Raw genomic sequence first — 12,416 nt, 5'->3', positions numbered from 1 at the left:
CGCCCCCATATCGCGCAGCGAGATCCGTAGAGCGATTGCAAGTGCTCTGGATCACACCGGCGACCTGCTTCAGCACCTCATCGCCCGCCATGTGGCCATGGGTGTCATTATAGCGCTTGAAGTGATCTGCATCGATCATCAAAAGCGACAACTGACTCTGCGTGCGGATTGCGCGCTTCCATTCCGCCGCGAGATACTCATCGAAATAGCGCCGGTTTCCGAGACCGGTAAGGCCGTCGATCCGTGTGAGGCGCTCAAGCTCCAGATTTGCCCGCATTAACTGCCGCTGGCTTTCTCGGAGCGCGCGATAGGCCTCCTCTCGCTGAGCGTGGTCCAGATAGGCGCGAGTGTGATAACGGACGCGAGCGACAAGCTCGATGCGGTCGGGCAGTTTGACCAGATAGTCGTTCGCCCCCGCTTCGAAAGCTTGACCCTTGGTTGCCGGATCCTCTTTGCTTGACAGCACGATGACCGGAACAGAATGCGTCGATAAATTCTTTCGATATTGCCGCACCAAGTCCAGACCATCAACACCCGGCATGACCAGGTCCTGCAGGATGACTGTTGGCTTCACCTCATCGGCAACTGTCGTCGCTTTGAGCGGATCGGTGCAGAAATGGAAGTCTATGTCTGGTTCATTGGCAAGCGCCCGCCGGACCGCCTCGCAGACCATTATCTGATCGTCCACGAGCAGAACCATCGACGAATAATTATCCGCCTGGGGCGACACGAGATTTGGTTTGCCTGTCATAGCGCAACCCCTTTCACGAAGATCGGCCGCACGCCTCGACAAGGCGCCGGGCGATTGAGTCAAGCGGCAGAATGTCGACAGCTGCACCGATGGCAGCTGCGGCTTTGGGCATCCCATAGACTGCACTCGACGCGCTGTCTTGCGCGATTGTCAAATGCCCTTTGTCGCGAAGCAGCTTGAGTCCTTGGGCACCATCTCTACCCATCCCTGTGAGCAAGACACCGATCACCGCACCCCGCCACCGTTGAGCGGTGCTCTCGAAGAATACATCGACGGATGGACGGTAGACGTTGTCGTGCGGCTTCGCCGTATAGCCGAGCTTGCGAGGTGACTTGAAGACCAGATGATCTGCCGTGGCAGCAATGAGAACAGTGCCGGGCTCGGGCTCATCTCCTTCCTGCGCGGGACGGATTGGAAGGGCTGCATGCTGGCCCAGCCAGTTTGCAAGACCGGGCACGAACTGCGCGTCGAGATGCTGGACGAGAACTATTGCGGCCGTGAAATCGCTCGGGAACGCGGCGAGGATCGCGGCGACAGCTGCTGGTCCGCCCGCTGACGCACCGATGGCAATAAGGTGTTGTGCCGATGACAGAGCGGGGAGCACCATCTGTGTCCTCCCGTTTGGAGATGGCGCGTCACGTACGAGTTTGCTGATCGTCGTTATCTTCTTGATGAGACGAACTGATCCCGGGCCGTTAGAGCCGATAGATGGGATGTCGACCGCGTCAAGGGCGCCATAGCCCATCGCTTCATAGACTCCCGGGATATTGGCCTCAATGCTCGCCGTGACCAGCAGAATCAGGCACGGCGTCTCCGCCATGATCCTGCGCGTAGCCTCGACGCCGTCCATTTCAGGCATCACCAGATCCATGAGGATGAGATCCGGGAGGTCTCGTTGACAGGCCACTACGGCCTCGCGCCCGTTTACCGCGATCCAGGCGACCTGATGCTCCGGGGTTGACGTAACCAGTCGCCGGAGAAGCTCGACCGCAAGGGGCATATCGTTGACGATAGCAATCCTCATTGATGGGTCCCCAAGCTGCGCCTCATTCTGCCGCTTGGCCGATTAGGTCTACGACCGCGTGTAGCAGCGTCTCGTCATGAAAGCTGCCTTTGGTCAGGTAGTAGTCGGCCCCGGCATCAAGACCGCGCCTGCGATCGTCTTCACGATCTTTGTACGACACAATCATGATCGGGGTGTTCGCGAGCCGGCCATCCTTCTTGATCAAGGTTACGAGTTCGATGCCGTCCATGCGCGGCATATCGACATCGGTGATGACAAGATCGAATGGCTCAGATCGGATGGCGTTCCATCCATCCATACCATCGACCGCGACCTCCACCTCAAAGCCGTGATTGTCCAGCAGCTTGCGTTCCAGCTCGCGCACGGTCAAAGAATCGTCAACTACCAGAACGCGCTTGCGCCTCCTCTGATCGGGGCCGGCGGTACCGCGCCGCAAAGTCCGAAGCCCGCCGGACGAGGCGAGCTTGTCGACTGATCGGGTCAGATCGTCGATATCGATGATCAGGACGGGCGAACCATCTTCCATCAGTGCCGCCGCGTTGATGTCCTTGACCTTAGCAAGGCGGGGGTCAAGTGGTCGGACCACCAACTCGCGCTCGCCCAGGAATCGGTCGACAATCAGCCCGTACGCTTCACTGTGATTGCCATTGATCAAGACCACCGAGAGTTCATCGGCATCTGTTTGCGGTTCAGCGCGATCAAGAATCTCGTGGGCGGTGATCAGTCCGATCTGTCGATCCCCGAAGCGGAAATGCGGCCGGCCTTCGAGCATTTCGATGCGAGTGCGCAGTAACTTTACGGTGCTTGAGATGCCTGCGAGCGGGAAAGCGTAGGGCTCTCCATCAATCTCGACGAGCAGCGTTCGCAGCACCGACAAGGTCAATGGCAGCTGGAGCTGGAAACGCGTTCCGATGCCGGACTCTGAGGAGACGGTTGCCAGGCCTCGGACCTGCTTGGCCATCGCCTGGACGACATCGAGGCCGACGCCGCGTCCCGAGAGATTACTAACTGTCGCTTTCATCGAAAAGCCTGGCAGAAACAGAAATTCGAGCAATTCCGTCTCGGTAAGTTTGCCGACCGTCTCCTCGGTGGTCAGGCCACGCGTCGCGATCGTTTCGCGCAGCTTGTTCAGATCGATCCCCCTGCCGTCGTCCGCGACGATGATTTGCAGCAGGCCTGCATTGTGCCGTGCTTCCAGCCTAATGACACCTTCCTCCGATTTGCCGGCTGAAACACGTTCCTCGGGCAGTTCGAGTCCGTGGTCGACAGCATTGCGCAGCAGATGCCCCAGTGGTGCGTCGAGTCGGTCCAGGATGTCGCGGTCTATTCCGGTCGACCCCCCAACGATGTCCAACCGCACGTTCTTCCCCAAGGCGCGCCCAAGGTCGCGGACAGTCCTCGAATAGTGCCGCACACCATCCTCGAACGGGCGCATGCGACTCGCCAACGTTTCATCATAGAGTCGGTTCGCAAGGTCAGTGGCTCTGCGGTCGATTGAGTCCAGTTCGTTAAGGCGCTCTGCGAGGAACGTCTGGCTGAGCCGAAGTTTTTGCTGCGCCGCCGCCAGTGCGTGCACCGTCCGTTCGTCGCTGGGAGTCTCGGGCAGTGCGTTACCGAGCTCGTCGAAGGCCTTGGCGAGATCCGACTGAAGCCGCTTTAGTCGCAGCAGCCCGTCGGTGAACGGCCTGAGACGGCGAGCCTCCATAAGCGACTCACCGGCAAGCCCGAGTAAGCGGTTCAGACTGTCGGCCGTCACCCTCACCATACGATCGGAACCGGCGCTGCCATTGCCGTGAAAAGCTGGCTCAGATCGATTGAGGTCGCCTGTTTCCCTGGTCGAGGAGATCCAAATGGCCTCAGGCTGGGCAGGATTTGAGGCGGCGGCCTCCGCCTCAGAGATTGCCAGCACCTTGTAATGCGATGGGGAGGATGCCTGCTCGAGCGCCAGCAGAAAACTAGCTATGTCCGGTCTGGCGCTCTCATCCGACGAAGCAGGCTCCGTGGCTATCAACCCAAGGAGATCGATGCCTTTAAAAAGTGTATCGATGTGCTCGCGACCGAGCCTGAGCTGCCCCCGCTGGGCTGTGACCAGGCACTCCTCCATCGCGTGCGCAACTTCTACTGCCGGGGTTAGATCGACGATCCGGGCGGCGCCCTTCAGCGAATGGGCAGCCCGCATGCAGGCTTCCAGACTCTGGGCGGAGATGGGATCGCGTTCGAGCGCCAGCAGACCAGACGTCAGGGCCTGTGACTGCGTCGCCAGTTCCGCACGAAAGAGGTCCAGCATGGAAAACTGGCTGTAGTCCGCGCCGCTCATGCGATGGCTCGATCGAGCATGGCCAGCAGCAGTGCCTCGTCCAGGCAGCCAACCGCGCGCTCTCGCCACGAGATCATGGCGGCTGTCATGCTCGAAGACGCTTTCCCAACCGTCCCGGGCACGGCAAGCTGGTCACTCTGTTTGTAGCGATAGATCCCGTGCATTTCATCCACACCGAAGGCAACGCGCTTGTCACCGTTGCCGACGACGATCAGTCGTGGAAATGCGCTGGTCCGCAGGCCCCGATCCGCCGTTTTGCGGTCCTCGATTCCGAGCAGCTTGGCAAGCGAAACGCAGACTAGCAGTTCGCCTCGAACATTGACGATGCCGAGAACCGCGCTGTTCCTGCGATGTGGCAGCGAATGAATGCTACGCAGCTCGGCCACTTCTTGGAAGGAGCCAACCGGAAGCGCCAGCCATTCCTCGCTGAGACGAAAGACAACGACCGTCTGAAATGCACTGCCCTCGGCATTCCCGACGGCTACGTCGGTCCTTGCCTGGGCAAAATGTCGAGCCCACTCGTCCCGATAGCCGGGCGACAGCGGACGGTTCAGGAGGTTGCGTGCGATTTCCTTATAGGTCGGGCAGTTCCGGCAGTGGAGATGCTGCTCCAGTTCAGGGCACGACCTGTCACCACGAACGCCTATTTGCCGCCAGCAGTCGCCGACGGCGAGGTCCGGCACCGATGATGCACTACCGGACACAGCTGACGTCAAGTGCCGCTCCTTTTCTCGATCCGGCCGAGCCGCCCCGTCAGTGCTTCGGCCCCGGCGATGTCGCCCTGCTTACGAAGGAGCAGCGCAAGATGGGCGAGGGCTTCCTGATGGCGGGGTTCTAGATAGAGGGCCTTTCGATAGCTCTGGATCGCTTCGGAACGAGCATCCGCTGCATCGTGGGCCAGCCCGAGCAGGTAGAAAATTTCCGGGGACGGGCCAAATTCCGTAAGGTGCGACAGTGCGAGTTCCTTTGCCTCTGCAACTCGTCCCGCATTGGCGGTGCGCTCTACCGCAGCGAGACTCGTGGCTGTCCGCTCGGGCAGGGGGATAGGGCCGCGCTCTACCTTGCCAATGACCGGCCGGGTAGTGGGCCGAGCCTTCGCGCCTGGAGAGGCTTGAACAAGGCCCGCAACAGGGGGACGCGCTTTGGGCGGTGCGATCGGAGTGGCAATCTGAGAGGGCCCCTCGTTGATGAACGCGAATGCCATGGGTAATCGGGCCGAAACAAAACCGTGCAGAAAGGGAAGCCCTGATTCCGCCGGCCCGACGAGCAGAAGGCCCCCCGGCGCGAGGAGGCTCTTTAGACAAACCAGGGCGCGATCTTGCAGGGGCCGATTGAAATAAATCAGAAGGTTGCGGCAAAAGATAATGTCGTAGGGTGCTGGACTGGGCAATGCCACAAGATCGAACAGGTTGCCGAGCCTGAATTGGACCTGATTCACGATGGATAGGTCAGGCCGAAGCCCGCCTTCGGCTGCGTGAAAATAACGCTCTCTGAATTCGAGGAAACCACCGCGAAATGAGTTGCGCCCGTAGACGGCGCGCTCGGCGGCCGCAAGATTAGCCGTGCTCACATCGACAGCGTCGATCTTGAAATCCTGGGCGCCGAAACCGGCATCGAACATCGCCATCGCCATCGAATAGGGCTCTTCGCCTGTCGAGCACGGTAGACTTAAGAGCATTATGGGATGACCCGGCCGCTTGCGAGCCGTTGAATGACGCGTCATCGCAGCGAAAGCCTCACGATCTCGGAAGAACCAGGTTTCCGGTACAACAACGGCGTTGATCAGTTCCTGGAGCTCGGATGGGGAGCACGCTAGCAATTCCCAATACGCCTCAAGCTCACCGATCCGGCAGGCAACCATCCGTTCGCGGAGCGCATGACGGACGACCGACGCACCGACGGTGCCGGTGTCCAGTCCAATCGTTTCCTTCAGCAGCTTTTCAACAGCACCAAACATCATGAACTCGTCGCGACCTGCCGGAACAGCGTATTGCGGATCTCTCTCGAGAGGAGCGCTTCTGCCCTGACCCACTGAACAAGCCCTTTGTCGTCCGTCGCTATGTGCCCCAGATAGGGTGGAGTTCCCGCCTCCATCCCCGACGGCGCGAAGTCAGAAGCATCCCGGTCGAACATATCGGTCGCTTGTTCAGCTACGAGGGCAAGCAGGTGGTCCTCACCATCAGAGGCCGGATAGCGTATGAGAACAATCCGTGTGCTCAGGACCGGCGACGAGGGCCGCCCAAGCGCAAGCAGGCTAAGATCGATCATTGGCACGGATACCCCGCGATAATTGATTACGCCTACCACACCGCTTGGTGCGCCCGGCAGCGTCCTGACGCCGATGTAAGGCACCACCTCCTCAATCTGACCTACGTCCAGCACGTACCGGTCACCGCCCATGGAGAACCCGAGGAATAGCATTTCGTCCCCTCGCAGGCAGTTCTGGTCAGGCCCGCAGTTTGAAACGGGAAATACTGCTGCGTAACCCGCCCGAAACCTGATTGAGTTCGTCGATCGCCTGCGTGGATTGCTGCAGGGATTCGACAGTTTGCTGCGCCGCTTCGCTCAATTGGATCAGCGTCTCACTGATCTGCCCTGCACCCGTTGCTTGCGCCTGCATTCCTTCATTGGCGACTTCGAAGCGTGGTACCAAGCCCTGAACCTGCTGGATGATCTCGTAGAGCTGGCCCCCGACCTGCTGCACTTCTTGCATGCCGCGCCGGACCTCTTCGGAGAATTTGTCCATGCCCATGACGCCGGCCGCCACGGCGGATTGGATTTCCTTCACCATCTGCTCAATGTCGTATGTCGAGACGGCCGTTTGATCGGCGAGCCGCCGGATCTCCGTTGCCACTACCGCAAAACCTCGCCCATACTGTCCCGCCTTCTCAGCTTCAATGGCCGCGTTCAGCGAAAGAAGATTGGTCTGGTCGGCAACCTTGGTGATCGTGGTCACCACCTGATTGATGTTCCCCGCCTTCTCGCTGAGGACTGCCAGCTTGGAATTGATCGCGGTGGCGGCTTCCATAACGTGCTGCATTGTTGCCTCCATGCGGGACAGCCCTGCCTGTCCGCCGGTGGCGAGTGTGGCGGTTTGTTCGGCGACCGCAGAAACTTCGCTCATCGTGCGGACCAGCTCATTGGACGTGGCGGATATTTCCTTCGCCGTCGCCCGGATTTCGGTGGTTGTAGCTGCGATCTCGTTGGCGGTAGCCTGCTGTTCTTTTGAGGTTGCGGCCACTTCGGTGATCGATGTGTTGACCTGAATGCTGGATTTCTGAACTTGGCCTATCAGCGTGGTCAGATCGTCGGCCATGGCGTTGAAGCCGTCAGCCAAAGTGCTGAACTCGTCCTGGCGCTTCAAGTCGAGACGGCCGCTGAAGTCGCCCTGGCGCATTACGCGGACGAGGTCGACTAATCGACCAAGCGGGACTGTGACGGCACGGAAAAGAAAATAGCCGCACAAAAGTGCCAAACCTAGTGCTGCGAGAAAACCGGCAATCAGGCCCAGCTCGGCAGTACGGACGATCTCGCCAATTCTTTGGGTCGAGCTGTTTGCCTCGCCTCTGTGATCCTCGACCATAGCCTGCAGGGCCGACTGCAATTTCCGAAAGATCGGCTCGACATTGTTTTTGATTGCCGGGCGCTCGTTCGGAATCTCTCCCTTCGCCAACGCCGCCCGGCTAGCATCCAGCACAGCGGCTTCGGCTTGGCGGAACTGACCCGCAACGTCCTTGACGGCCGCGTAGTTCTGCTTGTCTACATCAGAAACAATGGTCGCTTCATACTCGTCCATCGACCGTTGCACTGCATCGCGGTTCGCCTTGATTGTCTCCTCAAAAGCCCGCTTCTCGGCAGGATTGTCCTGGAGAGCATATTCCTGGAGAAGGCTATGAGCATCCATCTGTCCCATCATGATCTGGGTGCTGTGATAAAGATCTGGAAGGATCTCCTTCTCCACCCTGTTCGCTTCTTGCTCGGTCTGGAGAAACCAAACATACGCAATGATGGCCATAACTGACATGACCACCAGAACCGCGGCGAAACTGACCAGTATGCGGCGACGTATAGTCAAGCTGTTCATCAGGCTCAATTCTGCCGTGGAGGCGCCAATTTGTTACACGCTACCAGCCTCGCATGGCGACTACGCCGAGCGGGCGAGGTGCGTTGTAATCGTAAAAGCTAATGTTGGATCGTTTCTTTTCCGTTCACGTTTCCCGCCACAATCCAGATGCTGTGGCATGTACAGATCGGCAGCCCGCGGGTGGCAGCAGAGCTTGCATGGCCGGATGCCGTCTCCTACCGGCCTTAGAGGCCGAACCTCCTTAGCATGCTCAGGAGCTTCTATCGGGGTAGGGATCGCTGCTTGGAGTTGAGCGACTTCTTCCCCCTTATCGTGAACTGTGGCCACCAAGGTGTGGCGCCAAGGTAAATTGAGTGCTGCCCATCCAGTCACAAAAACCCGCGCGCCAGAGACGTACAAGATCGTCCTGACGCTACCTCCCTTGGCGGCGTTTCCGCCACGCAGGTAGATTCCCAGGTGGAGGAGGCGTATCGCCAAGTGGGTCCAGACCAATGTCGCCAAACTGGCCGCTCCAACACCAACCATCATCGCTAGCGCCGCGGGCACGACAAAGGGTGCCAGTGCCTCGACCGAGTTCATGTGAACCCGGTCGATCCTGTAGAGCCCGATTATCGTCGTCTGCCGGGACCACCGGTCCTGCCAGGCTCCTGCAAATCCCTTGGACGAACCCGAGTGGATTGCCAATACTACCGATAGCGAGCAGAGTGCGAGCACGCCGAGAATGCTTAACCAATAGACTTCCATGTTGTCTCCGCTCCCTGGAATCGCAGTGGACCAGACGGTGCTTGCGCGTCATGCTGAAGCAATCGACCTGCTGATCGCGCCATAGCCGATCTGCTTGACGCGGCTTCATTAAGGTTTCCAAAAGGGGGCACTTGAACTGGAAAGCACAGTCAGAATGGCAGCCGGGCAACCATCTATATCCTGACCGAGTTTCCCGTCGACTGGCCGGAGCGTGTTCTGTCGCCGGCCAGCAAAGATTTCATGAAATGGCGTCCGCGAAGATTGTGTCGGCTCCGAAAAAAACAGCGCCGGGACGAGAGCACCGCACCGAAGGGGCCATGCGGGGACGAGATCACCCATTTGCGGTGAAGAGAGCGCCCGCCAGTACCAGAAATGCGGACCCGAATGCGGTGACGACAGCACTAACGTATAGTGTACCACTACCCATCGCCGCCCCGACCATCCCCGACACAGAGCCTCGGCATGACGGCGACATGTCGTTCCGCCGCTTCGACCAATGGCTGGCGCACGTCGCTAAAGCCATCGGCCGCATGGACGACGATCGGTTCCGGGCCGAGCACCAAGCCGCCCACGATGAACCGCGCTCGCCGTCTGTGGACATGGTTGCCGCCGTGCTTGAGCGCGAGTGGTGGCGCCGCCGGGCCGAAGGTCGCGACGAATGAAACGCCGGCCCAGTTCAACCGGCGCGACGTCCTTCAAAGCTGGGGGGATCGATCTTCACCAAGCGGTCTGCGGCCTCGACCGCAGCTCGTATCCTGCTGCAAAGCGCGAGATTCTTGGCCAGCATTTCTTCAGTGCGTTGAAGCGCGAGCTCGGTCCGATGGATGCGCTGCCTGGCAATGGCAACTTCCGATGTCAAAATATCGGCCGCTATCCCGTGGCCGTGGGGTTCCATAGTGTCCATCAGTTTCTAATACATGGGGGGCGATATCGTTCCCTGATATCGGGCGACGGGGTGCCGCCGTTCCTCTATCAGTGATGAGCGCTGCCAATATGGTCCGGCCGTCTTTGCAGCCGCGACAAAGGCGCGATGAGCCGAATGACCAACGCGCTCCCTGTCAACACACCGCGCGTCGATACCCGGATCGCGCCATGAATATGGCCGGATCGTATGAGGGCCAGCCGCTTATTCGCTCACGACCGATGGTTTGCTGCCGACACGCGCCCCTGCCGGCGCCACTCCTTCAACAGCCAAGCGAGGTCCGTAGTTGTCCGGAAAGTGCTTGGCGACCTTGGCGAGGCTCTGAGATCCAGCCCCGAAGCCAAGCACGTCGTATGTGACGATCAGGGAATGGAGGCCTGCTGCCTCCTCGACCCGGAAATGCTCGCGCCGTGCCACGATACGCGCACACTCCTGAAGACACGACCGATCTCAAAGCGTCGGCGCCACATTCGGAACTAGCCATAAAGCAGACGTCGGTGCGAGTTCAGGATCACTCCTCGCCAGCGTGCCTTCGAGGAACGGCATTCATGATGGCCTCCGCCAGTTCTTCGAGGACGGAGGTATCGCCGTTCGATGCGGCAAATAGCCTGAACTCCGCTTCTGGTAACTCTGGCAGACCGTAGCTTTCGGGTACCCTGACCAGGCCGTTTCTCAGCTGACTGGCGATCATCGGCGCTACAGCAAAGCCTGAGATGGCAGCCGCCCTCAGGCTGGAGTTGCTTGCGCAGATCATCACCGTGCGCTGGCTGATCCCGGCCTTGGCAAGCCGTTCAAGAGCAACTTCCCTGTAGGGGCAAGGTTCCGGCAACACCGCCAACGGCAGCCGGTCCGGAAGATTCACGCCGCTACGATCCGCCCATGCCCAGACAAGAGGCTCGCGCCATACAGCGCACATCTCGGCCGCGGCACGGAAGTACGCGTCCATGCAACCGTCCACCTGTGCACCCGCCTTGCCGCCGGCAGCACGGTGCCGATCGGCTGGGTGGCTGTCGGCGACCCGGCTCGCATCCTGCCGCCCGACCGACACGACGAGATCTGGGCGGCGCAAGAGCCGCTGAACTTCCCGGAGTGGGTCTATGGCTACGACCGCGCCACGCCGGATCTCATGCGACACGTCACCCGGCGCCTCTCCAAGAGCTTGGGATCACACCTCGGCGACACGGTCATCGGCTGATGCCGTGCCGCTGCAGGCAGCGATGCAATGAAGACCGCGATAGGTGAGGGATCGTCGGTTGAAGCGCATAGAGACAGTCATCGAGCGGCAACAATGTGTGCTTGCGGAAGGCGACGATGATTGCTTCCTCTTCCAGCGAGAGCACCGACGAATGCGGTTCTTTCGGCCCGGTCGCAAGGTCGGCGACCGAGTTGCGCTTCTTCCACTTGGCAACGGTCTTCTGGTTGATCCCGTAGCGCTTTGCCAGAGCCCTCAGGCTCTCTTGGCCGTTTTGTATCGCTCGACGGATCGCCTCTGTCGTCGTGGCGCTCCCGTGTGGAACCTGGCCCATAGCGCATCCGTCCATTCCTGCGAGAAGACTGCACCATCAAAAGCCCGGGATCAAACACCTAGAAAAGCCTGCCGGCACGTTCGAGATTCAGCCGCGCCTTTGTCGGGCTCGACCTCTGCTCATCCCTATGCACATGCTCCGCATTGCCCCAGTCGCGCCGACACGGCTCCCATCCTGACAGGAATGCGCGAACCGTCATGTTAAGGTTCCGTGACTTCTACGACAGCGAAAGGAGAATTCGCCACGTCCAAGATCAGCCGCCGTGCCTTGATTTTCCGGTCCGGCAGCACCGTCGTTGCCTCGACTGCTGCCGCAATGGCTCTCGCCGCACAACCACCTCGTCGAGACCAAGAGACGTCCAATGGGCTGCGAGCGCTGATCGAGGCGCACAAAACAGCTTACACGGCGTTCGGCAAGGCCATGCACAAGATGGGGAGCGGCAACGGCGATCACGAGAGAGCGAGCCGGGAGGAGGAAAGGGCGCTGCTGGCCATCTGCGCCCATCCTGCAGCCGGAGAACGCGATCGCTTGGCCAAAGCCCAATATCTTTTAGAGGTTGAGGCGCGCGGCGAACTCGACTTACCGGAGCACGTGCGAACTCTGCTCCGCTCGACGATGTGGAAAGCCTGAGGCGGACCTCGCCGGTCAGCCTCGCTCAGATAATCCGAAGCTCGCCGGTGGGCGCGGAACGTTTGTCTGCACCAACTCGGAACTGATCTTCTGGCCATCATTGAGGCCCGCAACCCTGAGCGCTCGACGGCCGAAAGTGCGCGAGCACGTCTGGATCGCCCATATTCATGACAGCCAACCGTTGCCAGCATGGAAAGCGCACCGAACTGACAGTGAAGGTCTGGAATGCGCCGCATATCAGCCGCTCAGCATCCCCTCGCCATTGCCTGAAAGCGGACATCGTCGACAGCGAAGTTCCGTTCGAGGGTACGCAACGAGCGGCACTCGGTCTCAACTAATCGGGCGACTGCTGCCAGTTGGATTGCCTTGGCCCGTTCCATTTGCCGCTGGCCGCCAGGCCCAGCAGAGTTTCACGGCA

General features: G+C 60.0%; 14 protein-coding genes and 1 pseudogene. 4 read left to right on the top strand and 11 right to left on the bottom strand.

The features are described 5' to 3' along the window. From NKI79_RS32530 to NKI79_RS32495, 8 genes are all read right to left on the bottom strand, one after another. A partial coding sequence (locus NKI79_RS32530; RefSeq protein WP_352807368.1) for a GGDEF domain-containing response regulator occupies positions 1–751 on the bottom strand: 751 nt, incomplete at its 3' end. Between the two features lie 13 nt (positions 752–764). Next, on the bottom strand, positions 765–1,775 hold the full coding sequence (locus NKI79_RS32525) for a chemotaxis response regulator protein-glutamate methylesterase (RefSeq protein WP_352807367.1): 1,011 nt from the start codon (positions 1,773–1,775) through the stop codon (positions 765–767). Positions 1,776–1,797: 22 nt separating this feature from the next. Further along, the gene (locus NKI79_RS32520; protein ID WP_352807365.1) at positions 1,798–4,092 is read right to left on the bottom strand and encodes a hybrid sensor histidine kinase/response regulator; all 2,295 of its coding nucleotides are present in this window, start codon (positions 4,090–4,092) and stop codon (positions 1,798–1,800) included. Then, positions 4,089–4,808 carry a chemotaxis protein CheW gene (locus NKI79_RS32515; RefSeq protein WP_352807362.1) on the bottom strand — a complete coding sequence of 240 codons (720 nt, stop codon included), beginning with the start codon at positions 4,806–4,808 and terminating at the stop codon, positions 4,089–4,091. Before NKI79_RS32515 ends, NKI79_RS32520 begins: the two co-directional genes overlap by 4 nt. Beyond that, positions 4,805–6,049, bottom strand: coding sequence for a CheR family methyltransferase (locus tag NKI79_RS32510; protein WP_352807359.1), 1,245 nt, complete (start codon positions 6,047–6,049; stop codon positions 4,805–4,807). The genes NKI79_RS32515 and NKI79_RS32510 overlap by 4 nt, the downstream gene beginning before the upstream one ends. Further along, positions 6,049–6,513 (bottom strand): chemotaxis protein CheW, encoded by a 465-nt coding sequence (locus NKI79_RS32505; RefSeq protein ID WP_352807356.1) that lies wholly within the window; start codon positions 6,511–6,513, stop codon positions 6,049–6,051. Before NKI79_RS32505 ends, NKI79_RS32510 begins: the two co-directional genes overlap by 1 nt. A 25-nt stretch (positions 6,514–6,538) precedes the next feature. Further along, positions 6,539–8,176 (bottom strand): methyl-accepting chemotaxis protein, encoded by a 1,638-nt coding sequence (locus NKI79_RS32500; protein ID WP_352807354.1) that lies wholly within the window; start codon positions 8,174–8,176, stop codon positions 6,539–6,541. 60 nt (positions 8,177–8,236) lie between these two features. Beyond that, the gene (locus NKI79_RS32495) at positions 8,237–8,920 is read right to left on the bottom strand and encodes an MAPEG family protein (protein WP_352807351.1); all 684 of its coding nucleotides are present in this window, start codon (positions 8,918–8,920) and stop codon (positions 8,237–8,239) included. A gap of 473 nt (positions 8,921–9,393) precedes the next feature. Between NKI79_RS32495 and NKI79_RS32490 the strand changes: the two genes are divergently transcribed. Then, on the top strand, positions 9,394–9,582 hold the full coding sequence (locus tag NKI79_RS32490) for a hypothetical protein (protein WP_352807349.1): 189 nt from the start codon (positions 9,394–9,396) through the stop codon (positions 9,580–9,582). A gap of 14 nt (positions 9,583–9,596) precedes the next feature. On the opposite strand, the gene NKI79_RS32485 is transcribed toward NKI79_RS32490, so the two are convergent. Together NKI79_RS32485 and NKI79_RS32480 are read right to left on the bottom strand one after the other, a co-directional pair. Beyond that, entirely contained in the window at positions 9,597–9,824 is a 228-nt protein-coding gene (locus NKI79_RS32485) for a hypothetical protein (RefSeq protein ID WP_352736940.1), read from the bottom strand. 529 nt (positions 9,825–10,353) lie between these two features. Next, positions 10,354–10,788 (bottom strand): type 2 periplasmic-binding domain-containing protein, encoded by a 435-nt coding sequence (locus NKI79_RS32480; protein WP_352807347.1) that lies wholly within the window; start codon positions 10,786–10,788, stop codon positions 10,354–10,356. Positions 10,789–10,830: 42 nt separating this feature from the next. On the opposite strand from NKI79_RS32480, the gene NKI79_RS32475 reads away from it, so the two are divergent. Beyond that, positions 10,831–11,037: a hypothetical protein gene (locus tag NKI79_RS32475; RefSeq protein ID WP_352807344.1), complete on the top strand. Its 207-nt coding sequence runs from the start codon at positions 10,831–10,833 to the stop codon at positions 11,035–11,037. Here NKI79_RS32475 and NKI79_RS32470 read toward each other — a convergent pair. After that, positions 11,030–11,368: pseudogene (locus NKI79_RS32470) on the bottom strand (helix-turn-helix domain-containing protein); the annotation flags it as partial. The gene NKI79_RS32475 and the pseudogene NKI79_RS32470 sit on opposite strands and share 8 nt — an antisense overlap. Before the next feature lie 315 nt (positions 11,369–11,683). Between NKI79_RS32470 and NKI79_RS32465 the strand changes: the two are divergent. After that, entirely contained in the window at positions 11,684–11,998 is a 315-nt protein-coding gene (locus tag NKI79_RS32465) for a hypothetical protein (protein ID WP_352807342.1), read from the top strand. A 167-nt stretch (positions 11,999–12,165) separates the two neighbouring features. Next, the gene (locus NKI79_RS32460; protein WP_352807339.1) at positions 12,166–12,336 is read left to right on the top strand and encodes a hypothetical protein; all 171 of its coding nucleotides are present in this window, start codon (positions 12,166–12,168) and stop codon (positions 12,334–12,336) included. Positions 12,337–12,416 lie beyond the last annotated feature (80 nt).

Origin of the sequence: Mesorhizobium sp. M0340, from assembly GCF_040321535.1 — a bacterium.
Lineage (GTDB): Bacteria > Pseudomonadota > Alphaproteobacteria > Rhizobiales > Rhizobiaceae > Mesorhizobium.
The sequence above is the reverse complement of the archived record's forward strand: the minus strand, read 5'-3'. Positions and strand labels throughout refer to the sequence as shown.

Bases quoted from the DNA above. Each gene is read 5' to 3' on its own strand.
- NKI79_RS32525 (WP_352807367.1), bottom strand. From the start codon at position 1,775: ATGAGGATTGCTATCGTCAACGATATGCCCCTTGCGGTCGAGCTTCTC.
- NKI79_RS32520 (WP_352807365.1), bottom strand. From the start codon at position 4,092: ATGAGCGGCGCGGACTACAGCCAGTTTTCCATGCTGGACCTCTTTCGT.
- NKI79_RS32510 (WP_352807359.1), bottom strand. From the start codon at position 6,049: ATGTTTGGTGCTGTTGAAAAGCTGCTGAAGGAAACGATTGGACTGGAC.
- NKI79_RS32505 (WP_352807356.1), bottom strand. From the start codon at position 6,513: ATGCTATTCCTCGGGTTCTCCATGGGCGGTGACCGGTACGTGCTGGAC.
- NKI79_RS32500 (WP_352807354.1), bottom strand. From the start codon at position 8,176: ATGAACAGCTTGACTATACGTCGCCGCATACTGGTCAGTTTCGCCGCG.
- NKI79_RS32495 (WP_352807351.1), bottom strand. From the start codon at position 8,920: ATGGAAGTCTATTGGTTAAGCATTCTCGGCGTGCTCGCACTCTGCTCG.
- NKI79_RS32490 (WP_352807349.1), top strand. From the start codon at position 9,394: ATGTCGTTCCGCCGCTTCGACCAATGGCTGGCGCACGTCGCTAAAGCC.
- NKI79_RS32485 (WP_352736940.1), bottom strand. From the start codon at position 9,824: ATGGACACTATGGAACCCCACGGCCACGGGATAGCGGCCGATATTTTG.
- NKI79_RS32480 (WP_352807347.1), bottom strand. From the start codon at position 10,788: ATGGACGCGTACTTCCGTGCCGCGGCCGAGATGTGCGCTGTATGGCGC.
- NKI79_RS32465 (WP_352807342.1), top strand. From the start codon at position 11,684: ATGGCTCTCGCCGCACAACCACCTCGTCGAGACCAAGAGACGTCCAAT.
- NKI79_RS32460 (WP_352807339.1), top strand. From the start codon at position 12,166: ATGACAGCCAACCGTTGCCAGCATGGAAAGCGCACCGAACTGACAGTG.